Below are 25,523 nucleotides of genomic sequence, written 5' to 3'. Positions count from 1 at the left end.
ATAATTTTTATCAAAGTACAATTTCTTAAAATCAGTTTAAGTCTGTTAATAATCTATTAAAGTCTACTTTTTACTGAAACGTTTTTTAAATATAAGTGTCTATTAAGAAAACATAAAAACTTAATACACACATTATGAGAAATTTAAAATCAATCATTGCCATCTTACTTTTTAGTTTGACAATTTCCTTTTCAGCAAATGCTGCAGAAAAAGATCCATCAAAAGTTACTTCAGAATTGCGTTCTGAAATTATGAAATTTCTAGGAGATAAAATTCCTTTAGATTTAAAATCAACTTCATCAGCCGAAGTTTCATTTATGATTAACAATCAAAATGAGTTGGTTGTTATTGATGTTGATTCTAATTTGAAAGACTTCAATTCATTTGTAAAATCAAAATTGAATTACAAAAAAATCATAACAAAAGGAATTCAAAAAGGAGAGATATACAAAATGCCTGTGAAAATTAATAAAGGAGCGTAATTTAAAGTCTATCACAAAAAAAAAGAGAAATCAATTATTGATTTCTCTTTTTTTTTGAATACTAATATGAATTATTTAGCATTTTGAACTTTAATTAAATTCAATGCAGAACCTTCATTAAACCATTCAATTTGAGCTTGATTATACGTGTGATTCAACTTGATAACATCCTTGCTACCATCAGCGTGAACAAATTCAACTGTTAATTGCTTGTCTGGTGCAAATTCATTCAAGTCTAAGAAATTGATAGTATCATCCTCTTGAATTAAATCATAATCAGCTTCGTTGGCAAACGTTAAACCTAACATTCCTTGTTTTTTAAGGTTTGTTTCATGGATTCTTGCAAAAGATTTTACAATTACAGCAGCAACACCTAAGAATCTAGGTTGCATTGCAGCATGCTCTCTAGATGAACCTTCACCATAATTATGATCACCAACAACAACCGTTTTGATTCCAGCAGCTTTATAAGCTCTTTGAACTGCAGGCACAGCATCATATTCGCCTGTCAATTGGTTTTTTACAAAATTAGTTTTTTGATTGAATGCATTCACAGCACCAATCAACGTGTTGTTTGCAATATTGTCTAAATGACCTCTAAAACGCAACCAAGGACCAGCCATAGAAATGTGATCAGTAGTACATTTACCAAATGCTTTGATTAAAAGTTTTGCATTTTTAATTGAATTTCCAATTGGTTCAAATGGCGCTAATAGTTGTAATCTCTCTGAGTTTTCATCAACTGAAACAATCACATCACTTCCATCCTCTTTAGGAGCTAAATATCCATTGTCTTTTACTTCAAAACCTTTTGGAGGTAATTCCCATCCTGTTGGTTCATCCAACATTACTTCTTCACCATTTTCATTGATTAAAGTATCAGTCATTGGATTAAAATCTAAACGACCTGCAATTGCAATGGCAGCTGTGATTTCTGGAGAAGCCACAAACGCGTGTGTATTTGGATTTCCATCAGCTCTTTTTGCAAAGTTTCTGTTGAAAGAGTGAACAATACTGTTTTTAGGAGCATTTTTTGGATCAGAATATCTTGCCCATTGACCAATACAAGGACCACAAGCATTAGTGAATATTTTGGCATCTAATTTTTCAAAAACAGCTAAAATTCCATCTCTTTCTGCAGTATATCTTACTTGTTCAGACCCAGGATTGATTCCAAATTCTGCTTTTGTTTTTAAACCTTTATCCAAAGCTTGCTGAGCAATTGAAGCTGCTCTTGACAAATCTTCGTAAGATGAATTTGTACAAGAACCTATTAATCCCCATTCAACTTGCATTGGCCAATCATGTGCTGCTGCTTTCTCAGCCATTTCTTTTCCAACTGGAGTTGATAAATCTGGTGTAAAAGGTCCGTTTAATAAAGGCCCCAATTCTGATAGATTGATTTCAATTACTTGATCAAAATACAACTCAGGATTTGCATATACTTCAGGGTCTGCAGTTAAATATTCTTTAATTTTATTAGCTTCGTTAGCAACATCTTCTCTATCTGTAGCTCGTAAATAACGCTCCATAGACTCATCATAACCAAATGTTGATGTTGTTGCACCAATTTCAGCACCCATATTACAAATAGTACCTTTTCCAGTACAAGACATAGCTGTAGCACCAGGACCAAAATATTCAACAATTGCTCCTGTTCCACCTTTTACAGTTAGGATTTCTGCCACTTTTAAAATTACGTCTTTTGGAGCTGTCCAACCAGATAATTTACCAGTTAATTTTACACCAATTAATTTTGGAAATTTCAACTCCCAAGCCATTCCTGCCATAACATCAACAGCATCAGCACCACCAACTCCAATTGCAACCATTCCTAAACCACCTGCATTTACAGTATGTGAATCTGTTCCGATCATCATTCCTCCTGGAAATGCATAATTTTCTAAAACTACTTGATGAATAATACCTGCACCTGGTTTCCAAAAACCAATTCCGTATTTGTTTGAAACGGATTCTAAAAAATTAAAAACCTCACTACTTGTGCTATTAGCATGTTTTAAATCTTCGAAAGCACCACTTTTAGCCTGAATTAAATGATCACAATGAACTGTAGTTGGAACAGCAACTTTGGCTTTTCCAGCTTGCATAAATTGAAGCAATGCCATTTGAGCTGTTGCGTCTTGACAAGCAATTCTATCTGGAGCAAAATCAACGTAATCTTTTCCTCTAGAAAATGCTTTGGTTGGTGTTCCATCCCAAAGATGTGAATATAAAATTTTCTCTGCTAGTGTTAAGGGTTTTCCAGTAATTTTTCGAGCTGCATCAACACGTTCTGACATAGAAGCATAGACCTGCTTAATCATTTCAATATCAAAAGCCATATATAAAGTTTTTAAGGTTTTTTGTCGATAACAAATTTACATCAATTAAACCAATTTTAAAAAATAAATAATAGATAGCTGTAATTTATTGATAAATAAAAGCTATTTTTTAGAAAATCAAAATTTAATTGATGTTTTTAAATCAATATTTGATTTTTATTGAAGAATTCATAAAATAAAAAAGCAGACTTGTAAGCCGAATTCTGTATCCTAAAAACCAGTTTAGGATTCTTATCATTTATCTAGTTCTAAAATTACTCTTAGAATCTATCTGCCTACCCTTTAGAATCGAGCGAGTAGCCCTCAAGCTCTAATATACATGGCATTGCACCTCATAGAGTTTACCTGGTTTCACTACAGCCGAACTGTACTTGCTTTCTGTTGCACTTGTCCTCAGTTTACACTGGACGGATGTTATCCGCTATGATTACTCTTTGGTGTTCGGACTTTCCTCCTTGAAATGAATTCACGGTGATAAGATAAGTCTGCTTTCAGTTGGTAAAAGTAACGATTAAATTCATAAAAAAACCCACTCAAATTAAAAACTTGAGTGGGAAAAATTGCTATGAAAAAGAAAAAGTGTTATCGATTACTCAATAACACTACAAATATATTTATTAAATTTTTAATGTGAAAATATTTTAATAAAAAAATTATCAAATTAAAAAAATAGCATTTAGTTAAGAAAACATATCCTTTACTTTTTCAAAAAAAGATTTATCTGATTTATTCGGATTAGGAATAAAGTTTTCGTGTTCTAACATCGATTCAAAGAACTTACGTTGCTCTTTGTTTAATTCTTGAGGTGTCCAAACATTAATGTGTATAAGGAAATCACCTGTTCCATAACGTTCGATACTTGGCAATCCTTTTCCTTTTAAGCGCAAAATTTTACCAGATTGTGTTCCAGCATCAATTTTGATTTTTACCTTTCCTGAAACTGTTTCAACTTCTTTATTTGTTCCTAAAACTGCTTCTGGATAACTAATGTATAAATCATAATGAATATTAATACCCTCTCTTTTTAAATTTTCATGTTCAACTTCTTCAATCACTACTAATAAATCTCCAGGAATTGAGTTTTTGCCTGGAGCTTCATTTCCTTTTCCACCTACTTTTAGTTGAACACCTTCTGTTACTCCCGCAGGAATATTTATTGAAACGGTTTCTTCTTTAAAAACCAATCCTTGTGCATCTGCTCCATCAGGTCTGTTGCTCAAAGTTTCTCCTGCTCCACCACAACTTCCACAAGTGGTAGCTGTTTGCATTCTTCCTAAAATAGTATTGGTTACTCGCATTTGTTGGCCTGTACCATTACATGTTGAGCAAGTTGAATATCTTACACCATCTGCTTGAACTTTTCTACGAACTTTTACTTTCTTTTCAACACCTTTTGCAATTTCATCCAATGTAAGTTTTACTCGAATTCGCATATTGCTTCCTTTCACACGTGCTTGTTGTCTTTGGCCTCCACCAAAACCACCAAATCCACCGCCAAAAATATCACCAAACTGACTGAAAATATCATCCATATTCATGCCGCCTCCAAAGCCTCCTCCACCTTGTGCACCTTCAAAAGCTGCATGACCATATTGATCGTAACGAGCTTTTTTATTTTCATCACTCAAAATTTCGTAAGCTTCTGCTGCTTTTTTAAAATTTTCTTCAGCAGTTTTATCATTCGGATTTTTATCAGGGTGATATTTTATTGCCATTTTTCTATAGGCTTTTTTAATATCGGCCTGACTTGCAGATCTTGAAATACCTAATACTTCGTAATAATCTTGTTTTGCCATATTGTTATGTTTTCAGTTTTCAGTTGCAGTTGGCAGTAACTTTGTTTACTGAAAACTGAGACTGAAATTTATATCAATTTATTGTCCTATAACCACCTTTGGGTATCGAATAATTTTATCTCCTAATTTATATCCTTTTTCTAAACAATCAATTACTTTTCCTTTTAAATCTTCTGTTGGGGCAGGAATTTGAGTAATTGCTTCATGCACTTCTGCATCAAAAGCATCTCCACCACTTACCTCAATTTTAGTTAATCCTTTTTGCTCTAGGGTATTGAAAAATTTTTGATAAATCAAAGAGACACCTTTTCTTAATTCTTCGGTTTCTGGAGATTCTTCTATATGATTTAAAGCACGTTCAAAATCATCAACAATTGGCAGTAAAGATGTCATTAATTCTTGACCAGCCGTTTTAAAAAGTTCTATCCTTTCTTTTGATGTTCTTTTCTTATAGTTTTCGAATTCAGCAAAAAGACGTAAAAACTTATCTTTTTCTGCTTGAATTAAATCTTCTGCAGTAGGTTCTTCTTTCTTTATTTCTTCTGCAACTTCTTCATTTTGAACATCTTGGATATTATCTTGTTCGCTAATTAGCGCTTCACCTTGTATCTTATCTTTTTTACTCATCTTTAAAAAATCTTTTAAACTTTTCATTTTATTTCAAAAATATTGCCAATAAAAAAATAGTGTCAAAATGACACTATTTTATAGGATTAGATTAGTGAAAATTAATCTTCAATTCTTTCAATTTTTGCTCCAATAGATTTTAATCTTGCTTCTATATTTTCATAACCTCTATCAATTTGTTCGATATTATTTATGATACTAGTTCCTTTGGCAGAAAGTGCAGCAATAAGCAAAGAAATTCCTGCTCTGATATCAGGAGAAGTCATTTTGGTTGCTTTTAATTGTGATTGATGATTTAAACCAATAACAGTAGCTCTATGTGGATCACATAAAATTACTTTTGCGCCCATGTCAATCAATTTATCTACGAAAAACAAGCGACTTTCAAACATTTTTTGATGAATCAAAACAGTTCCATTTGCTTGAGTCGCAATAACTAAAATAATACTCAATAAATCTGGCGTAAAACCTGGCCAAGGTGCATCAGCAACAGTTAAAACAGAACCATCGATATAATTTTGTATTTCGTAACTTTCTTGTGCAGGAATGTAAATATCATCTTTTCTTTTTTCGAACTGAATTCCGAGTTTTCTAAACACATTAGGAATTTGTCCTAAATTTTCCCAGCTAACATTTTTGATTGTTAATTCAGATTTTGTCATCACTGCAACTCCAATCCAAGAACCGATTTCAATCATATCTGGCAAGACTCTGTGCTCACATCCTCCTAAATTTGTAACGCCTTCAATTGTTAAAAGATTAGAACCTACTCCTGTAATTTTTGCGCCCATTGAATTCAACATTTTGCATAATTGTTGAATATAAGGTTCGCAAGCTGCGTTGTAAATAGTTGTTTTTCCTTTTGCCAAAACTGCAGCCATTAAAATATTGGCAGTTCCTGTTACAGAGGCTTCGTCTAAAAGCATATCAGTACCTTTTAATTCTGATGCTTCAACTCCGTAAAAATGTTCTTCTTTGTTATATCTAAAAGTAGCGCCTAAATTTATAAATCCTTCAAAATGAGTATCTAAACGTCTTCTTCCGATTTTATCACCTCCAGGTTTTGGAATAAATCCTTTTCCAAAACGTGCTAATAATGGTCCTACAATCATAATAGAACCTCTTAAAGAACTGCCATCTCGTCTAAAATCGGCTGATTCTAAATAAGGCAGGTTAATTTCATCTGCTTGAAAGGAAAATGAATTTTTCCCTAATTTTTCAATTTTAACTCCTAATTCTCCTAAGATAAAAATCAATTTATTAACATCGATAATATCAGGAACGTTGTGAACAACTACTTTTTCTGGAGTTAATAAAACTGCGCAAAGAATTTGCAAAACTTCATTTTTTGCGCCTTGTGGAGTTATTGTACCACCTAATTTATGTCCGCCTTCAATTTTAAAAGATGCCATATTTTATCTTTTTCGGTTTTTGGTAAATGATTGTTTTTTAGAGTTTTTTGAAGTGTTTTGCCCTTGCGTATTTCTTTTTTTCATCAATTCTTTAGTATCTGATAATTCTTCTTTAGAATCGCGTAAATCTATTTTTCCACCAGACAAATCATATAAATGATTGAAAATAATTGCATCATCAACTGTATCTTTATTCCAATTCAAATAACATTTTTTCATATGATTTGCAATTGTAAAAATCAAAGCTTCTTTTAAATCTCCTTCTTCCCAGCTTAAAGCAACATCAATCATGGTTTGCATATTTGTGCCATAATAGCGGTATTTAGAAGCCGATTTTGGATATGCTAATGGTTCAGGTTTTTCTTGTAATTCCTCTTTTGATGGTGTTGGATAAGGAGAATCTGCATCCAACATAAAATCGGACATGATAAATAATTGATCCCACAATTTGTGTTTAAAATCAGGAACATCACGTAAATGAGGTTGTAAGTTTCCCATCACATCCACAATAGCTCTTGCCATGATATTTCTCTCTTCTTTTGTTTCAAGTGTCATGCAATGATCAATCAATTTTTGAACATGTCTTCCATATTCAGGAATTATCATGATGGGTCTTTCTGAGTTGTATTCTAAATCAAATGTCATGTATCAATATTTTTGTGAAGTTTACTTGAAAATATTCAAGTTTTTACTCTTATTTTTTGAAGTTTTTAAAGGTCGCAAATTAGGTAATAATTCTCATTTATTCAGTTGCATTTTAAAAATATTTTAAAGAGGCTAACCAATTACTTTTAACTTGGCAAATTGTAATAATAATTTCTTTTTTCCAACGGTACCAAACTGAATTTCAGCTTTTTTGTTAGCGCCATTTCCTTCTAATGAAAGTACTTCTCCTTTTCCAAAACGATTGTGCTCCACAATATTCCCGACAATAACTTCAGTATCAAATAAATTGGTATTTGAAGTATTTTCTAAAACTTTTTTAAAATTTTTTGTAAAATTTACTTCCTTATTTTCTACAATATTTCGTTCTATTTTTTTTCGAATTAATGGTTTTTGAAAACGGATTCCTTTTGGCGCATCATCAAATAAATTAGCATCAATAAATTTATTCGTGGATGGTTCAGGTGTTTTTGGAGTCATATAATGAAGATACTTTTCATCTATTTCTTCCAAAAAACGGCTAGGTTCCGCATCAACTAATTTTCCCCATCTGTAACGCGTTTGTGCGTAACTTAAATACGCCACTTTTTCAGCTCTTGTAAGTGCTACATAAAATAATCTTCGTTCTTCTTCCAATTCAATTCGAGTATTCATACTCATGGCAGATGGGAATAAATTTTCTTCTAAACCTACAATATAAACATATTCAAATTCCAATCCTTTAGATTGATGAATACTCATTAAAGCTACTTTTGGATCGTCATTTTCTTTGTCAGCATCAAAATCTGTAGCCAAGGCAACATCTTCTAAAAATGTGGTTAGTGAAGCATTTTCTCCTTGCTCAATTTTATCGGTTATAAAATCTTTGATTCCGTTTAACAATTCCTGAATATTTTCAACTCTGCTCACTGCTTCAGGAGTGCCTTCTTTTTCGAGTTCAGGAATCAATCTGGTTTGTTTTACTACCAACTCAGCAACTTCAAAAGCATTTTTTGATTGTGCTTCTATCTGAAAACGCTGAATCATATTCGAAAAATCTTGCAATTTGTTTTTAGTTGGTGCATTTAATTGAATATCAATTTTATGAATATTTAAAATGATGTCAAAAATTGATTTTTTGTATAAGTTTGCAGCAATTGTTAATTTATCAATTGTTGTGGCTCCAATTCCACGAATAGGATAATTGATAACTCTCACTAAAGCTTCTTCATCATTTGGATTGATTAATAATCGCAAATAAGACAATACATCTTTGATTTCTTTTCGCTGATAAAAAGACGTTCCACCATAAATTTTATAATCGATATTTTTCTTACGCAACGCATCTTCTATGGCTCTTGATTGCGAATTTGTTCGATACAACACACAAAAAACATCAGGTTTTAATTGATGATTCATCATGTTTTCCCAAATAGATTGAGCCACAAAACGACCTTCTTCTCCATCAGAAATGGAACGCATCACATAAATAGATTCGCCACTATCATTAGATGTCCAAACATCTTTGTCTAATTTTGTTTTATTTTGAGCGATTACCGAATTTGCTGCGTTCACAATATTTTTTGTGGAACGATAATTTTGCTCCAATTTAAAGGTTTTTACCTCTGGATAATCTTTTTGAAAGTTTAAAATATTTTGAATATTGGCTCCTCTAAAACTATAAATACTTTGCGAATCATCACCCACAACGCAAATATTTTGAAAACGATCAGCCAAAGCTCTGATAATAATGTATTGTGAATGATTGGTATCTTGATACTCATCAACCATGATGTATCGAAAACGATCTTGATATTTTGCCAAAACATCAGGAAAACGTGCCAATAATTCATTGGTTCTGAGCAATAAATCGTCAAAATCCATAGCTCCAGATTTAAAACATCTATTTACATATTCTCGATAAATTTCTCCAATTTTTGGCCTGCTTGCCATTAAGTCAGCCTCTTGCAATTCAGGATTATTGAAATACGCTCTTACAGTTATTAAATTATTTTTGAAAGATGAAATTCTGCTATAGACTTGTTTTGGTTTGTACTGTTCTTTGTCCAAATCCATTTCTTTGATAATAGCTGTCAATAATCTTACAGAATCTTGAGTGTCGTAAATGGTAAAATTGGTTGGAAATCCTAATTTATCAGCTTCAGTACGTAAAATTCTTGCAAAAACAGCGTGAAAAGTTCCCATCCATAAATTTTTTGCTTCACTTACACCAACCACTTTTGCAATTCTTTCTTTCATTTCTTTTGCAGCTTTATTGGTAAAAGTTAGCGAAAGTATATTGAAAGCATCTACACCCTGTTGCATTAAATGCGCAATTCTGTAGGTTAATACTCTAGTTTTTCCTGAGCCAGCACCTGCAATGATAATCATAGGACCATCTTTTTGCAACACTGCTCTTTTTTGAGCTTCGTTTAAAGAATCTAAATAGGAATTTGACATTATTTTTTTGAGAAATTAAAATTGTGAAATTACTGAAAGTATTTGTTTTTATAAAGCAACTTTGTGACAACTTATTCACATAGTTTTTAAGTTCGGGAATTTAAAATATCTGCTTAAGAACAGATAAATTAAAATATCTGCTTTTAGGCAGATAAATTAAAATATCTGCTTATTAGCAGATAAAATTAGATTTTTATGAAAAATTTTACTAATTTAGCTTTGAAATTTAAAAAATATGACAAGCATATTAACAGGTGATCTAATTAATTCTAGAAAAAATAAAGAAAGTTCTTGGTTAAAAACTTTAAAAATGACTTTGGAAACTTTTGGCACAACTCCAAAAAATTGGCAAATTTACAGAGGTGATAGCTTTCAATTGGAGATTTCAAATCCTGAAGACGCTTTTTTATCAGCACTTAAAATCAAAGCTACTCTAAAAAATATTGAAAATATTAATGTAAGAATTGGTATTGGAATTGGGGAAAAAGAATTTAACACCAATAAAATTACGGAAGCAAATGGAGAAGCATTTATAAATTCGGGAATTGCATTTGATAATTATTTAAAAAAACAAACGTTGGCAGTTAAAACTCCTTGGCAAGAAATTGACGATGAATTCAATCTTTTTTTTGAACTCGCACTAATGACAATAGACAATTGGACAATAAATTCTGCCGAGATTTTTAAAATTGCATCAGAAAATAAAGAAGCTACTCAAAAAGATATTGCAACATTATTGGGAATTTCTCAAGGGAGTGTGAGTGAGCGTCAAAAACGCGCAGGAATTGAGCCATTAATGAAATTGGAAACACACTTTAGAAAACAAATTTCAAAAAAAATATCCCAATAAGTATGGAAATATTTTTAAAATTATTTTTAGTTCATATTTTGGGAGACTTTGTTTTTCAACCAACAAAATGGGTTAAAGACAAGGAAAAAAAGAAAATAAAATCAATAAAATTATATATTCATATTCTTATTCATGCAGCTCTTCTAATTGGAACTTTTATGTTCGATGTAAAAAATTATTGGAAGATTTTTTTATTGATTATAACCTCGCACTTTTTAATTGATATTGTAAAACTGTATTTTCAAAAAGAAAAAACAAAAAGAAACTGGTTTTTTATTGACCAATTATTTCATCTCATTTTTATATTGATAGCAAGTTCATTTTTTGTTGATTTTTCAATTTTAAAGGCATCATTAAACTTTGAAAAAATAATTCTTTTCATAATCTCAATTTTAATAATTACTCATGTTTCATCAATTGTTGTAAAATTATTGATATCAAAATGGAATCCAGATGAAAGTAATTCAGGTAAAAGTTCTATTGAAAATGCAGGAAAATATATAGGAATATTAGAAAGATTGTTTGTTTTTATATTTATCATTACAAATCATTGGGAAGCAATCGGATTTTTATTGGCAGCAAAATCTGTTTTTAGATTTGGAGATTTAACATCAGGGAAAGACCGGAAATTAACAGAATACATCTTAATTGGAACACTTTTAAGTTTTGGAATTGCTATTTTAATCGGATTATTATATCTGGAAATTTTGAAAATACTATAATTTATGGAAGACCAATTATTAGCGAGTATTGCCTACGTTTTGCCAGCTGCCGTAACAGGATATATTACTTATTATATGTTTAAAAGTTATTTATTTCAGCAAAATTCTGATAAAAAATTACAACTTTTAAGCGAAAAAAAGAAAGATTCTTTACCCATAAAATTGCAAGCCTATGAACGCATGTTGTTATTTTGTGAACGCATGCATCCATCAAAAATGGTGATGAGAATTCAACCTATTTCACAAATAAGTAGTGACTATGTTTCGCTATTAATCTTAACAATTGAACAGGAGTTTGAGCACAATTTGGTGCAACAATTATATATTTCTGATGAAGCTTGGAATGGTGTTTTAAAAGCAAAAAATATCGTTGAAAATAAATTGCAACAAGTTGCAAAAAATGCAGATTCATCTTCTCATTTTCAAGAGTTGATTTTGAAAGAATTTAGCAATAACTCCTCACCTACAGAAATTGTCATTGCTATTTTGAAAAATGAAGTTGCAAAACTAATTTCTTAATTTTTAAAACAAAAAATTCACGAATGTATACTTAGTATAAATTCGTGAATTCTTAAAATAATCAGTTAGTTATAAATTTATTTTCAATCCTACATTGTAGTTTCTTCCTCTTGTTGTAAAACCAGCAATTTCTTGAAAATTTTCATTGAAAATATTGGTGATGTTTCCAAAAAAGGTCACTTTTCCATTCAGTAATTGATGATTGATGAAAAAATCAACTAAGTTATAAGAAGCTAAATTTATGTTTCCAAAATCTTTGGTTTCATCTACAAAACGATAACTAATTGCTGTAAAAGTTTCAGGAAAAAGTTGGTAGTCAACTTTCATGAAAAAGGTATTTTTTGGAATTTTCAACAACAAATTTTCAGCTCTATTGATATGTGTAAAATTTGCTAATACACTTACTTTTTTCAAAGGTTTATACGAAATTTCTGATTCAATTCCTCTTGCAAAAAAAGTTCCAACATCGTTAATTGTTTGAAAAGTTGCAGGATCATAACCGATTTTATTGGTTTCTTCTCTGTAAAAAAATGTCGAGTTTACTGAGAATTTAGGAGAAAGAATCAATTCAAAACCTGTTTCAATAGTGATGTCTTCTTCAGGTAATAATTCATCAATTGACGGCAATTTTGTGAAAATCTCTGATAAAGTTGGTGTTACAAAAGCAGTGCTGTAAGACGCAAAAACTTTGGCTTTTGATTCAGTGTTTATGTTAAAATTATATGCAGGATTTACATTAAAAACTATGTTTTCACCATATTCACTGTGCACGTTTAAACGAGTTCCTGCATTGAAAGTAAATCCGAAATCAGAAAAATAATTTACAGAAAAATAAGGGTCGAAAAAATGTTGTTTTCCTGCACCTTTTTCAATTTGACTGAAAGAAGTATGCTGTTTCATGTCTTGAAATTGAGAGGTAATTCCGGCTAAAACTGAAAACTCATTGTTGAATTTATAATGGTTAAATACATCAAAACCAAGGACTTCTCCATTGAAAAAATCATTTGAAGGAGTATCACATCTGTTGATATTAGTTACAAATGTTCTGAGTTTTAAACTTCCTTTTTCATAAGTATAATCCAAATTAAAGCCTCCTCTTTTTTGTGTACTTGACAAATTGTTATTTTTATCAGCAGGTGTACTTGCAAAAGTTACAGGGTCAAAATCAAAACCATCAAAATCAGTTGAAAATTCATCAATACTTGCAAAAAATCCTAGAGATAATTTCGAATTCAAGGCATAATTTATTTTTAACAATAAGTTTTGTCTTGCAAAAATATCCTCTTCAAAAGGTCTTGTAGAATCTGTATTTTCAGCGGCAGAAAGCCCTCTTGAGCCATTTGCATTTAACGCTAATAAATAATCAACTTTGTTTAAAGTTCCATTAAAATTGAAGTTTGTAGAAAATTCTTCAGCAGATAAACTGTTATTTTCGCTAGAAGAATTACTTCCTATATTTGTTGAAAAAACACCATTGAATTGTTTTTTGGAAGCTTTTTTCAAAATGATATTTATCACTCCAGTTGCAGCTCCAGAACCATATAAGGTAGATGCAGCTCCTTTTAAAACTTCAATACTTTCAATTTGCTGAATGTCAATTTGTCGTAAATCAAAATCGCCTCCAAAAGACGATGGATCATTTACGTTTACACCATCAATTAAAATGGCAACTTGACGATTTCTTCCACCTCTAATATAATAGCCTAAATTTTGACCTTTGGTGCTAAAATTTCCATTAATTTCAACTCCAGGAACATCATTTAATAAATCAAGAACTGTTTTTCCTGCACTATTTTGAATCGTTTCTTGGTTTATTTTGTAAACAATTTTACCAATATTTTTTTTATTGGTTTCAAATTTTGTTGCTGTAATAATGATTTCATCCAGCGATTCTACTTTTTCGTTTTTCTCTTGTGATAACGAATTTTTACTTGCAAATAGGCATGCAAGTGCACTAACAATTAGAAATTGTTTTTTCATTTTTGATGATTTAATTGAACACTAAATCAGGAAACTATTCTGTACAATAAAATTAAGTACGGTACACAAACTTTTATCCCGAAAGTTTTTAACTCTTGAAAAATGGCAGGTCTCCTGACTTGCGTCTTGTAACGTACCTTCCCATTTTTTTCTGATTTTCATCAGCATTAAAACAGTGGTTAAAGAATTCGTTACAAGCTTTTTAGCTTACAGTTGCGGGAACAGTTCTGGATTTAAACCAGATTCCCTTTTAATTTGATGCGAAACGAATTTTACATCAAAACCAAAATTCGTGGCAAATATAGTAGTAATATTGAAACAAAAGCATCCTTTTTAAATAAGTTTTAATACTTTCGAAAACTCTAAGAAGAGCTAAAATGATGTATAAGAAAAACATTAAAAACAGAAATAAATATTTTTTTATAATTTTTTTTATTTGTTTTCTGATCAATATATCTTGTAAAAAAGAAAAAAAATCGGATATTTTAATTGAAAAAAATACAAAAATAACCTATGTAAAAGGATTTCAAATAATTGAAAATAAAGCATCTAGTAAATTGATTATTTCAAATCCATATCAAAATTCAGCTGAAATCTTTGAATATACTTTATCAAAAAATCCAACATCCAAAAATGAAATTCAATTACCCATTTCAAGAATTGTAGTTACTTCAACCACGCACATTCCTATGATTGAGTTGCTAAATGAAGAAAATAGTATTGTTGGTTTTCCAAGCACTTACTATATCTCTTCTGAAAAAACACGTCAAAGAGTTGATGGTGGATTTATCAAAGAAATTGGAAAAGAAAATTTATTAAATACCGAAGTTATACTGAATTTAGAACCTGATTTGGTTGTTGGTTATAGTGTTTCAACGGCTGATAAATCGTTAGAAATTATTAAAAAATCAGGAATTCCTGTAATTTATAACGGAGATTGGTTAGAAGAAACTCCCCTTGGAAGAGCAGAATGGATTCAGTTTTTTGGATTGTTATTTGACAAACAACAAAAAGCAGATAGCATTTTTAAAAGTATTGAAAATGCTTATTTAGAAGCGAAAAAACTTGCAATGAAAAATCCTAAAAAACCAACCATTCTTTCTGGCGCTGTAATGAGTAAAGATATTTGGAATTTGCCTGCAGGAGAGAGTTTTGTAGCAAAGTTTTTAGCAGATGCAAATTTGGATTATTTATGGAAAGACTCTCAAGGAAAAGGCAGTTTGTCTTTAAGTTTTGAAAGTGTTTTTGAGCGCGCAAAAGAAGCTGATTTTTGGATTGCTCCAGGCTATTTTTCATCTAAAAAAGAAATGTTACAACACAATAAATTGTATGCAGAATTTGCAGCCTTTAAAAATGACAACATCTACACTCCTACTCTAAAAAAAGGAAAAACAGGAGGCGTAATTTACTATGAATTAGCACCTACAAGACCAGATTTGGTATTAAAAGATTTGATAAAAATTACGAATCCTGATTTGTTGCCAAATTATAAACTGACTTTTTTTGAGAAAATGAATTAATTAATTTTTCATTGATAAAACATCCAATTTTTGTTGTCTGAAATACAAGAAAAGCGGAAACGTAAATGCGACAGCAATTAAAAACGTTAGCGGAATTAAAAGCCACCAATACTTGATTTTTAAACGCAAAGATTCCGTTGTTAAAAACACGAAAAAAGTTAGCACAACCACAGTTAAATCAGCGCCAAAAGACTTGGCTGCAAAATTGTTTTGTGCATCTTGCATAAAGCCAATAAAACTAGCATTTTCAACAGTTTGAAAATATAAAATATTGTAATACCAGGTAAATAAAACGCCCAAAATTGCTAAAAACAAATACACATATTTTAGTTTCATCTTTTAGAATAGTTTTATTTGACTGTCGTCATCATTTTTTTTCTTTTCGATTTTTTTCTTGATAATTTGCTTTTCTTCTTCATCAAATGGAGTAGATTTTTCAATAATTGGAATTTCTAAAGGCAATGTTTCTTCAATAATTTCTTCTTCGTCTACAACATCTACGTCTTCAATAATTTCTTCTTCAGGTTCTTCAAAAGGCAAAGGCTCTAATAAATTTATTTGTTTTATTTTTTCTGTAGTTAATTGATTTCCAAGTGCTTTAATTCCTTTTATTGAAATAAATTCTTCAAGATTTACTATTAAATTATCTAAATTTCTTTTAGAGAAAATCACTTCAGTAATGGGTCTGTAATCTGTTGCTACAATTTCTAATTGCGATTTTGGATGATCAGAAATAAACAATTCTTCTTTTTCAGTTGTTTCTATCAAAAAGCGTTTTACAAAATAGCGTTCTTTTTCACCATCGTAATAAATAGCTGATATTGGTTTATTAGGTTTCCATTTTTCTAAGACTATCATATCATCTTCAAAATGCATTGCCAAATCAGGTTTTACAGCTTTAATTTTTCCTTGTTGAGTTATAATTAATAGCTTGTCTTCAGCTTTAAACTCTCCTAACAAATCCCCTCTTTCATCAACATTTAAACGTTGTACAGTATCATCAAACCAAATTTTACGAGGTTTTAGAGTTGAAACTCCTTCTGATTTAAAATCGATGCTTTTAATGGCATATTTAGTGAGCGTATTTCCACGAACATCACGTCCTTTTATGGCTAAATCTGCAAAATCAATATCCCACTTTAATTTTTTGATACTACCTACAGAGCGCAAATTGATGGTAACAACTTCAGCCTCACCATTCGGATTTGCAGAAAAATAATGCACTTCAGAACCTTTGTTACCATTTGTTAAATCATACTCTTTATCACGGGTAATTCCAGTAACAGTAAAGCGTTTCATGTAACTAGGCCCTTTTGCTCCATCTCTATAAATATAGTTATATACTGTTCTTTTGTCTTTCTTTTTAAAAACGGCAACGTGAATAATGTCTTTACCAACAAAGGTCTTAGCATCAACTTTAGTAACCATCATTTTGCCATCTTTTCTAAAAATAATAACATCATCTATATCAGAACAGTCTGTAACAAATTCGTCTTTTTTAAGAGAGGTTCCTACAAAGCCTTCTGCCCTATTTACATATAGTTTGGCATTATTCATAGCTACTTTTGTAGCTTCAATATCATCAAAAATTCGAATCTCTGTTTTTCGCTCTCTTCCTTTTCCGTATTTTTCTTTTAGATTTTTAAAATAATCAACTGCAAAATCAATTAAATGATTTAAATGATGTTTTACTCCCGCAATTTTTTCCTCTAAGCTTTCAATGAATTGTTTGGCTTTATCAATATCAAATTTGGATATTTTCTTGATTTTAATTTCGGTCAAACGTTCAATATCTTCAATTGTGATAGTTCTTTTTAAATGCGCAATATGTGGTTTTAATCCTTCGTCAATTGCTTTGATAACTCCTTCCCAAGTTTCTTCTTCTTCAATATCTCTATAAATTCTATTTTCGATAAAAATACGCTCTAAAGATGCAAAATGCCAATGTTCTTCCAGCTCATTTAACTGAATCTCTAACTCTAATTTTAGCAATTGAACTGTATTATCTGTAGAATGTTTAAGCATTTGAGTTACACCACCAAATAAAGGTTTGTTATCATCAATGATACAACACAAAGGTGAAATTGAGTTTTCGCAGCTTGTAAAAGCAAATAATGCATCAATTGTTTTATCAGGCGAAACATTTGGTGGTAAATGCAACAAAATTTCTACTTCAGCAGCAGTATTATCTTCAATTTTTTTGATTTTGATAGTGCCTTTTTCATTGGCTTTGATAATACTTTCTATCAAAGTTGTGGTGGTTGTACCAAAAGGAATTTCGGTAATTACCAATGTTTTTTTATCTAATTGAGAAATTTTTGCACGAACACGAACTCTTCCTCCACGTTTTCCATCATTATAATGCGTAAAATCTGCGATTCCACCAGTTAAAAAATCGGGTAGAATAGTAAACGGTTTTCCTTTTAAGTATTTGATGGAAGCATCAATCAATTCATTAAAATTGTGAGGTAAAATTTTGGTTGACAAACCAACAGCAATTCCTTCAGCACCCTGAGCAAGCAATAAAGGGAATTTGACAGGTAAATTAACGGGTTCTTTTTTTCGACCATCATAAGATGCTTGCCATTTGGTAGTTTTTGGATTGAAAACTACTTCTAATGCAAATTTTGATAAACGTGCTTCTATATATCTTGATGCTGCAGCTCTGTCTCCAGTAAGAATATTTCCCCAATTTCCTTGCATGTCAATGAGCAATTCTTTTTGCCCAATTTGTACCATTGCATCTGCAATTGATGCATCTCCATGAGGATGATATTGCATGGTATGTCCAACAATATTGGCAACTTTATTGTAACGTCCATCATCCAAATCTTTCATAGAATGCATGATTCTTCTTTGAACAGGTTTTAAACCATCCATTAAAGCAGGTACCGCTCTTTCTAAAATTACATACGAAGCATAATCTAAAAACCATTCTTTGTACATTCCTGTAACTTTGGTAATGGTTTCTTCTTGAACAGTTTCTGCTGCGTTTGGAAGTAATTCTTCGTGTTCGTTTTCGTTTATTTCTTCACTCATCTAAAAATAATTTGTGGAGTTTATAATTCCTCTACAATATCCAATTCAACTTTTAAATTTTCAATGATAAATTTCTGTCTATCAGGTGTATTTTTTCCCATATAAAACTCTAACATTTGTTCTATAGACATTTCTTTATCTAACATTACAGGGTCTAAACGAATGTCATCACCAATAAAATGTACAAATTCGTTGGGCGAAATTTCTCCCAAACCTTTAAATCGTGTAATTTCAGCTTTGCCTTTCAGTTTTTGAATAGCTGCTTGTTTTTCTTCCTCAGAATAACAGTAAATAGTTTCTTTTTTATCACGAACTCTAAATAGTGGTGTTTCTAGAATATACAAATGTCCTTCTTTGATCAATTCCGGGAAAAATTGTAGGAAAAAAGTAATCAATAACAAGCGAATATGCATGCCATCTACATCTGCATCTGTTGCAATAACAATATTATTGTATCGCAAATCTTCCATACTTTCTTCGATATTTAAAGCAGCTTGTAACAAATTGAATTCCTCGTTTTCATAGACAATTTTTTTGCTCAAACCATAAGAGTTTAGCGGTTTTCCTTTCAAACTAAAAACGGCTTGTGTATTGACATTTCGTGATTTTGTAATGGAACCAGAAGCTGAATCTCCTTCAGTAATAAAAAGAGTAGTTTCTAGATAATTTTCATGACGAGTATCACTCAAATGCACTCTACAATCTCTCAGTTTTTTATTATGCAAACTTGATTTTTTAGCCCGATCTTTTGCTAATTTTCTAATTCCTGCAAGCTCTTTTCGTTCTCTTTCTGCTTGCATTATTTTTCGTAATAACTTATCAGCAACTTCAGGATTTTTGTGCAAATAATTATCTAACTGTGTTTTTAAAAAATCATTGATATAGGTTCTAACAGTGGGCAAATCTCCTCCCATATCTGTTGAGCCTAGTTTTGTTTTTGTTTGACTTTCAAAAACAGGTTCCATAACTTTAATGGCAATTGCAGCAATAACAGATTTTCGAACATCTGAAGCTTCAAAATTTTTTCCATAAAATTCGCGAATTGTTTTTACAAGTGCTTCTCTAAAAGCTGCCAAATGTGTACCACCTTGAGTCGTGTTTTGTCCATTTACAAATGAGTGATATTCTTCTGAATATTGAGTTTTGCTATGAGTTAAAGCAACTTCTATGTCAGTACCTTTTAAATGAATTATTGGATACAACATATCGTCTTTGCTGTTGTAATCTTCCAATAAATCTTTTAAGCCGTTTTCTGAAAAATACTTTTCACCGTTGAAAATGATGGTCAAACCTGGATTTAAATACACATAATTCTTCAACATTTTAGATACATATTCATTTCTGAATTTGTATTTTTTGAAAATTAGTTCGTCAGGTACAAATGAAACTTTGGTTCCTTTTCTGCGAGATGTTTCATTTAGTAACTCTTGATTTTCTAAATTTCCTTTTGAAAATTCTGCTGAAGCTGATTTTCCATCACGCGTAGATTCTACTCTAAAATAAGAAGAAAGTGCATTTACAGCTTTTGTTCCAACTCCATTTAAACCTACTGATTTTTTAAACGCTTTCGAATCATATTTTCCTCCAGTATTCATTTTAGAAACTACGTCAACAACTTTTCCTAAAGGAATTCCACGTCCAAAATCACGTACAGTTACTTTTTCACCTTGAATGGAAACTTCAATGGATTTTCCTGAACCCATCACAAATTCATCAATAGAATTATCAATAACTTCTTTTAGTAAAATATAAATTCCGTCATCAGCAGAAGAACCATCACCTAGTTTTCCAATATACATTCCCGGACGCATTCTAATGTGCTCTTTCCAGTCTAATGATCTAATATTATCTTCTGTATATTTTGTTTCTTGACTCATGAAATCACGTTCGTTTTATCGGTTTGAAGTATTTGCTAAAATAGCATTAAACCCTTTAAAATTAAAAGGTCAAAGCAATTAGTTATTAACAGGATTTCAACGTTTAAAATTTGAGAAAAAAAAGGTTTTCATCTAAAAAATATTTTGATGAAAACCAAAAAAGAATAATTTTTATTCGTCATTCTTGAATTCTAAAATATCTCCAGGTTGACATTCTAACACTTTACAAATGGCTTCTAAAGTACTAAAACGTATGGCTTTTGCTTTTCCGGTTTTTAAAATTGACAGATTAGAAAGTGTTAAATCTACTTTTTCAGAAAGTTCGTTCAATGACATTTTTCGCTTTGCCATCATTACATCTAGGTTTACAATTATGGCCATAGTTTATACTGTTAAATCATTTTCATTTTGTAATTCAATTCCTTTTTTAAAGATGATAGCAATGATATAAATTACAGCTGCCATCAAAATAAAAGCTTGACTATCTTCCCAAAACTGATTTAAAACTTGAGTGTCAATTCCTTTATTTGTGATGTTTTTTCCTGTTTGTCTTGCAATGTAACTTACCAATCCAATTGAAAAAGTGTAGTAACTAATTTGTAAAATCTTTTCAGAAACAAACTCATTGAAAGGTTTTAATAAATCGATTTTAGTAACAAGTAAAACAACTAAATAGAATAAATAAGCTTTTAAGATTGACACAGCTAAAGCAAAACTATACATGCCATAAAATATAGCTTCGCTTTTTTGATAGATTTCTTGCAAATCTAATTTTTGATATAATTTTCCGACAAATTCTGGCTTGAAAATGCTAAATAAGAAATTTACAATCAATCCTCCTGATTCAATACACAAACCAACAAAGATTATCCAAGCAACAATTTTTACGGTAATAAAAACGAAATTATCTGATTTTTTCATAATTCTTAATTTTAAAAATGATGTAGCAAATATATAAATAATTATTGATAAACAATAAATATTTATTATTTAAAATTAATTATTTAAACTTAATCAATTATTTAATTGCTTTAAATTAATTTACATAAAACTTACTATTTTGATTTTATATTATTTCTTTTTCAACAATTGATAAGCCTTCAATTGAAATAACTTCAAATAAAAATCACAACAAAATTCAATTTGTTTTATTTTTATACAAATCGTGCAAACTTTTACATTTTGGTTACTTTTGCACTTTAAAAATCAAAAAAAGTGGAAAACACACAACTTTTAGAATTGGCAAAAAAATACGGAAGTCCTTTGTATGTTTATGATACAGACAAAATTTCTTCTCAATATAATAGATTAACAACTGCTTTTAGCGGCGTTAAAAACTTGAAATTGAATTATGCTGTAAAAGCACTTTCTAACATCAATATTTTACGTTTTTTCAAAGATTTAGGTGCAGGTTTAGATACAGTTTCAATCCAAGAAGTACTTTTATCTTTAAAAACTGGTATTGACCCCAAAAGAATTATTTACACTCCAAATGGGGTTTCTTTACAAGAAATTGAAGAAGTTGCCAAATTGGGTGTGCAAATCAATATTGATAATTTATCCATTTTAGAAATATTTGGTCAAAAACATCCTGAAATTCCTGTTTGTGTGCGAATCAATCCACACATTATGGCTGGTGGAAATTCAAAAATTTCAGTTGGTCATATTGATTCTAAATTCGGAATTTCAATTCATCAAGTTCCTCATATCAAGCGTGTTGTAGAAAATACAAAGATGAATATCAACGGAATCCACATGCACACAGGTTCTGATATTTTAGATATTGATACCTTTTTGCGTGCTACAGATATTTTGTTTGATGTTGCAAAACAGTTTGATAATATCGATTTTATCGATTTTGGAAGTGGTTTTAAAGTACCTTACAAACCCAATGATATTTCAACGGATATTGAACAATTAGGCATTCAATTAACAGAACGTTTCAATGAATTTTGCACGGAATATGGCAAAGAAATTACATTGATGTTTGAACCTGGAAAGTTTTTAGTGTCTGAAGCTGGTTCGTTTTTAGCCAAAGTAAATGTGGTAAAACAAACAACTTCAACCGTTTTTGCTCATGTAGATTCTGGATTCAATCATTTGGTTCGTCCAATGATGTATGATGCGTATCATCACATCACAAATATTTCAAATCCTCAAGGCAGAGATCGTTATTACTCTGTGGTTGGTTACATTTGCGAAACTGATACTTTTGCATCAAACAGACGAATTGCAGAAATTTCTGAAGAAGATATTTTGTGTTTTCACAATGCTGGAGCCTATTGTTTTTCAATGGCATCCAACTACAATTCACGTTATTTACCTGCAGAAGTAATGATTGTAAATGGAAAAGATTATTTAATCAGAAAAAGACAAACAATTGATGATATTTTACAAAATCAAGAAATTGTTGAGTTGCCAAAAAAAGCTGCAAAACAAGTCATATCAGCTTAATTTAAAATAGTATATTTAACCACAATTTTTAAGAGTGTTCTTAAATTTTGTGGTTTTTTTTATGTAATTATTTATGAAAATTCAACTTGCAACTACTGCTGATATTCCAAGGATTTTAGAAATTATTGATGATGCAAAAGCATTGCTAAAATCTTTGCAGATTGATCAATGGCAAAATGGCTATCCAAACCAAACTCAAATTGAAAATGACATCGCTAATAATGAAAGTTTTATAGTTTTAAATTCTGATAATCAAATAATTGCAACTACAATGTTTTCTATAAAAGAAGAACCTACCTATAAAGTAATTGAAGGAAATTGGATAATTGCTGAGTCTGAAAAATACGGTGTAATTCATAGAATGGCAACTGCAAAAGAATCCAGAAAAAGCGGAATTGCGCAATATATTTTTGAATATTTTCATGATTTTTTAAAACAACAAAACATCCAAAGTTTAAAGATTGATACACATCAAGAAAACCTTGGAATGCAATCCTTAGTGAAAAAATTGGGTTACCAATATTGTGGCATTATTTACACCAATTATGGTGACAAAAGGCTAGCTTTTGAAAAAATAATAGCACTCTAAAAAGACGAAAAAAAGTATCTTAGCAGCCTCAAAAAAACGTTTTTTGAGGCTTTTTTTTATAAACATTTAAAATTCATGGAGTTAATTTCATACATCATTCAACAAACCAAACTTTCGCATCAAGCAATTGAAAATACCATTTCTTTGTTAAATGAAGATTGTACTATTCCTTTTATAGCAAGGTATAGAAAAGAAATTACAGGAAATTTGGATGAAGTTGAAATTGGTGAAATTCTAAAATACAAAGAACTTTTTGAGGCTTTAGAAAAACGTAAAAAAGCAATTTTAAAAGCCTTAGAAGAACAAAATTTGTTGACACCTGAATTGTCTGAAAAAATTCAAAATTCTGAAGATATCATTGCTTTAGAAGATGTGTATTTGCCTTTTAAGAAAAAACGAAAAACAAAAGCAGAAACTGCTCGTTTGCAAGGTTTAGAGCCTTTGGCAAAAATGATCATGAGTCAGAGAATTAATGATTTGCAATTTACTGCTAAAAAATTCGTAACTAAAGAAGTTGAAAATATCGAAAATGCGTTAGAAGGTGCACGTTTTATCATTGCAGAATGGATTAATGAACGAACAGATATTCGAAATAACATAAGACAACAAATTGCGCGTTTTGGATTTATTTCATCAAAAGTAATCAATGCAAAAACTGAGGATGAAAAAGCTCAAAAATTCAAAGATTATTTTGATTGGGAAGAATCACTGAACAGGATTCCATCTCATCGATTTTTAGCTATTGTAAGAGCTGAAAGTGAAGGATTTATTCGAGTAAAAATTTCGATTGATGATGAAATAGCAATCCAAAAAATTGAGCGTAGTATTTTTCGTTCTCAAAATGATTGTACTTCTCAAATTCAATTGGCAATTCAGGATGCTTATAAGCGATTATTATTTCCTTCTTTGTCAAACGAAGCTTTACAATTAGCTAAAGAAAAAGCAGATGATGAAGCAATTGCTGTTTTTTCTAAAAACCTGAAACAGTTACTTTTAGGAGCACCTTTGGGTGAGAAAAAAGTATTAGCTATTGATCCTGGTTTTCGTTCTGGATGTAAAATTGTGTGCATAAACGCTCAAGGAGATTTAGAACACAATGAAACCATTTATCCGCACGAACCTCAAAAGAAATTGTTAGAAGCTATAAAAAAAATAAGTTTTTTAGTAGATGGTCATAAAATTGATGCTATTGCTATTGGAAATGGGACAGCATCAAGAGAAACTGAACAATTCATTCAAAAAATTCAATTTAAAAATCCAGTAGCTATTTTTGTGGTTAGTGAAGCTGGAGCTTCAATTTATTCAGCTTCAAAAATTGCTAGAGATGAGTTTCCAAATTATGATGTTACAGTTCGTGGAGCAATTTCTATTGGCAGGCGATTGCAAGATCCTTTGGCTGAATTGGTAAAAATCGACGCAAAATCCATTGGAGTTGGACAATATCAGCATGATGTAGATCAATCTAAATTGAAAAAATCCTTGGATCTTGTCGTTGAAAGTTGCGTAAATATAGTGGGCATTAATATCAACACTGCAAGTGAATCATTATTGAGTTATGTTTCAGGAATTGGGCCAAAACTGGCTCAAAATATCATACAATTCCGTAATGAAAATGGTTCTTTTAGCTCTAGAAACGACATTAAAAAAGTTTCAGGTTTGGGCGCAAAAGCCTTTGAACAAGCTGCAGGTTTTTTAAGAATTAAAAATGCAAAAAATCCTTTGGATGATTCTGCTGTACATCCTGAAAATTACGCGTTGATTGACAAAATGGCGAAAGATTTGAACATAAAAGTTGCTGATTTTATTGGAAATAAAGCATTGATTCAAAAAATTCCATTACAAAATTATATTTCTTCATCCATTGGTTTGCCAACGTTGCAAGATATCATGAATGAATTGGAAAAACCGGGTGTAGATCCCAGAGAAAAAGCAACAGTATTTTCATTTGATGCAACTATAAAAACGATTGATGACCTGAGAATTGGACAAATTTTACCAGGAATTGTCAATAATATTACCAATTTTGGATGTTTTGTTGATATCGGAATCAAAGAAAGTGGTTTGATTCACGTTTCAAATTTGTCAGATACTTTTGTAAAAGATGTCAATGCAATCGTTTCTTTGCAACAGCAAATTACTACAAAAGTGTTGGAAGTTGACAAACAAAGAAAACGCATACAATTGGCATTGATAAAATAGATTTTCCTTAATT

The 25,523-nt window shown here is 30.6% G+C and carries 20 protein-coding genes, 1 other RNA gene and 1 riboswitch; of the genes, 8 read left to right on the top strand and 13 right to left on the bottom strand.

Going from position 1 to position 25,523, the window contains the following annotated elements; all coding sequences use genetic code 11:
* Nucleotides 1-134 precede the first annotated feature (134 nt).
* The gene (locus WHA43_RS02110) at nucleotides 135-482 is read left to right on the top strand and encodes a hypothetical protein (protein ID WP_105045515.1); all 348 of its coding nucleotides are present in this window, start codon (nucleotides 135-137) and stop codon (nucleotides 480-482) included.
* Nucleotides 483-553: 71 nt separating this feature from the next.
* On the opposite strand, the gene WHA43_RS02105 is transcribed toward WHA43_RS02110, so the two are convergent.
* The 7 genes from WHA43_RS02105 to WHA43_RS02075 form a co-directional block, all read right to left on the bottom strand.
* Nucleotides 554-2,824 carry an aconitate hydratase gene (locus tag WHA43_RS02105; protein ID WP_105045514.1) on the bottom strand — a complete coding sequence of 757 codons (2,271 nt, stop codon included), beginning with the start codon at nucleotides 2,822-2,824 and terminating at the stop codon, nucleotides 554-556.
* A 176-nt stretch (nucleotides 2,825-3,000) separates the two neighbouring features.
* Nucleotides 3,001-3,316: RNase P RNA component class A (gene rnpB, locus WHA43_RS02100), an RNA gene on the bottom strand.
* A gap of 188 nt (nucleotides 3,317-3,504) precedes the next feature.
* A complete protein-coding gene (gene dnaJ, locus WHA43_RS02095) occupies nucleotides 3,505-4,620 on the bottom strand; it encodes a molecular chaperone DnaJ (RefSeq protein ID WP_105045513.1) in 1,116 nt (371 codons plus the stop codon).
* A gap of 78 nt (nucleotides 4,621-4,698) precedes the next feature.
* Entirely contained in the window at nucleotides 4,699-5,247 is a 549-nt protein-coding gene (locus WHA43_RS02090) for a nucleotide exchange factor GrpE (RefSeq protein ID WP_105047252.1), read from the bottom strand.
* A 101-nt stretch (nucleotides 5,248-5,348) separates the two neighbouring features.
* Complete coding sequence (gene murA / locus WHA43_RS02085) at nucleotides 5,349-6,659, bottom strand: UDP-N-acetylglucosamine 1-carboxyvinyltransferase (protein ID WP_105045512.1); 1,311 nt, start codon at nucleotides 6,657-6,659, stop codon at nucleotides 5,349-5,351.
* A gap of 3 nt (nucleotides 6,660-6,662) precedes the next feature.
* Nucleotides 6,663-7,304 (bottom strand): DUF4290 domain-containing protein, encoded by a 642-nt coding sequence (locus WHA43_RS02080; protein WP_105045511.1) that lies wholly within the window; start codon nucleotides 7,302-7,304, stop codon nucleotides 6,663-6,665.
* Nucleotides 7,305-7,436: 132 nt separating this feature from the next.
* The gene (locus WHA43_RS02075; protein ID WP_105045510.1) at nucleotides 7,437-9,761 is read right to left on the bottom strand and encodes an ATP-dependent helicase; all 2,325 of its coding nucleotides are present in this window, start codon (nucleotides 9,759-9,761) and stop codon (nucleotides 7,437-7,439) included.
* 235 nt (nucleotides 9,762-9,996) lie between these two features.
* On the opposite strand from WHA43_RS02075, the gene WHA43_RS02070 reads away from it, so the two are divergent.
* From WHA43_RS02070 to WHA43_RS02060, 3 genes are read left to right on the top strand one after another with little or no spacing between them, the layout of a single operon-like run.
* Nucleotides 9,997-10,611, top strand: coding sequence for a SatD family protein (locus WHA43_RS02070; protein ID WP_105045509.1), 615 nt, complete (start codon nucleotides 9,997-9,999; stop codon nucleotides 10,609-10,611).
* Between the two features lie 2 nt (nucleotides 10,612-10,613).
* A complete protein-coding gene (locus tag WHA43_RS02065) occupies nucleotides 10,614-11,333 on the top strand; it encodes a DUF3307 domain-containing protein (protein ID WP_105045508.1) in 720 nt (239 codons plus the stop codon).
* A gap of 3 nt (nucleotides 11,334-11,336) precedes the next feature.
* Nucleotides 11,337-11,852 carry a hypothetical protein gene (locus tag WHA43_RS02060; protein ID WP_105045507.1) on the top strand — a complete coding sequence of 172 codons (516 nt, stop codon included), beginning with the start codon at nucleotides 11,337-11,339 and terminating at the stop codon, nucleotides 11,850-11,852.
* Between the two features lie 69 nt (nucleotides 11,853-11,921).
* Here the strand turns inward: WHA43_RS02060 and WHA43_RS02055 are convergent, their stop codons facing one another.
* The gene (locus tag WHA43_RS02055; protein ID WP_105045506.1) at nucleotides 11,922-13,832 is read right to left on the bottom strand and encodes a TonB-dependent receptor plug domain-containing protein; all 1,911 of its coding nucleotides are present in this window, start codon (nucleotides 13,830-13,832) and stop codon (nucleotides 11,922-11,924) included.
* An 87-nt stretch (nucleotides 13,833-13,919) separates the two neighbouring features.
* A riboswitch (cobalamin riboswitch) is annotated at nucleotides 13,920-14,135 on the bottom strand.
* 74 nt (nucleotides 14,136-14,209) lie between these two features.
* Between WHA43_RS02055 and WHA43_RS02050 the strand changes: the two genes are divergently transcribed.
* Nucleotides 14,210-15,352, top strand: a complete 1,143-nt coding sequence (locus WHA43_RS02050; protein WP_226742905.1) for an ABC transporter substrate-binding protein — start codon at nucleotides 14,210-14,212, stop codon at nucleotides 15,350-15,352.
* Here the strand turns inward: WHA43_RS02050 and WHA43_RS02045 are convergent, their stop codons facing one another.
* From WHA43_RS02045 to WHA43_RS02025, 5 genes are all read right to left on the bottom strand, one after another.
* The gene (locus tag WHA43_RS02045; RefSeq protein WP_105045505.1) at nucleotides 15,353-15,688 is read right to left on the bottom strand and encodes a DUF2834 domain-containing protein; all 336 of its coding nucleotides are present in this window, start codon (nucleotides 15,686-15,688) and stop codon (nucleotides 15,353-15,355) included.
* A 3-nt stretch (nucleotides 15,689-15,691) separates the two neighbouring features.
* Nucleotides 15,692-18,391 (bottom strand): DNA gyrase/topoisomerase IV subunit A, encoded by a 2,700-nt coding sequence (locus tag WHA43_RS02040; RefSeq protein ID WP_105045504.1) that lies wholly within the window; start codon nucleotides 18,389-18,391, stop codon nucleotides 15,692-15,694.
* A 20-nt stretch (nucleotides 18,392-18,411) separates the two neighbouring features.
* Nucleotides 18,412-20,268 (bottom strand): DNA topoisomerase IV subunit B, encoded by a 1,857-nt coding sequence (locus tag WHA43_RS02035; protein WP_105045503.1) that lies wholly within the window; start codon nucleotides 20,266-20,268, stop codon nucleotides 18,412-18,414.
* 171 nt (nucleotides 20,269-20,439) lie between these two features.
* A complete protein-coding gene (locus tag WHA43_RS02030) occupies nucleotides 20,440-20,649 on the bottom strand; it encodes a helix-turn-helix domain-containing protein (protein ID WP_105045502.1) in 210 nt (69 codons plus the stop codon).
* 3 nt (nucleotides 20,650-20,652) lie between these two features.
* The gene (locus WHA43_RS02025; RefSeq protein ID WP_105045501.1) at nucleotides 20,653-21,189 is read right to left on the bottom strand and encodes a DUF2975 domain-containing protein; all 537 of its coding nucleotides are present in this window, start codon (nucleotides 21,187-21,189) and stop codon (nucleotides 20,653-20,655) included.
* 294 nt (nucleotides 21,190-21,483) lie between these two features.
* Between WHA43_RS02025 and lysA the strand changes: the two genes are divergently transcribed.
* The 3 genes from lysA to WHA43_RS02010 all read left to right on the top strand — a co-directional run bounded on the left by lysA (nucleotide 21,484) and on the right by WHA43_RS02010 (nucleotide 25,510).
* Entirely contained in the window at nucleotides 21,484-22,722 is a 1,239-nt protein-coding gene (gene lysA / locus WHA43_RS02020; protein ID WP_105045500.1) for a diaminopimelate decarboxylase, read from the top strand.
* A 73-nt stretch (nucleotides 22,723-22,795) separates the two neighbouring features.
* Nucleotides 22,796-23,311 (top strand): GNAT family N-acetyltransferase, encoded by a 516-nt coding sequence (locus WHA43_RS02015; protein WP_105045499.1) that lies wholly within the window; start codon nucleotides 22,796-22,798, stop codon nucleotides 23,309-23,311.
* 75 nt (nucleotides 23,312-23,386) lie between these two features.
* Nucleotides 23,387-25,510, top strand: coding sequence for a Tex family protein (locus WHA43_RS02010; protein WP_105045498.1), 2,124 nt, complete (start codon nucleotides 23,387-23,389; stop codon nucleotides 25,508-25,510).
* Nucleotides 25,511-25,523: the final 13 nt, after the last annotated feature.

It is taken from the genome of Polaribacter gangjinensis, from assembly GCF_038024125.1.
GTDB lineage: Bacteria > Bacteroidota > Bacteroidia > Flavobacteriales > Flavobacteriaceae > Polaribacter > Polaribacter gangjinensis.
Note: the sequence above shows the minus strand (reverse complement) of the source record. Positions and strands in the feature narration are given on the sequence as shown.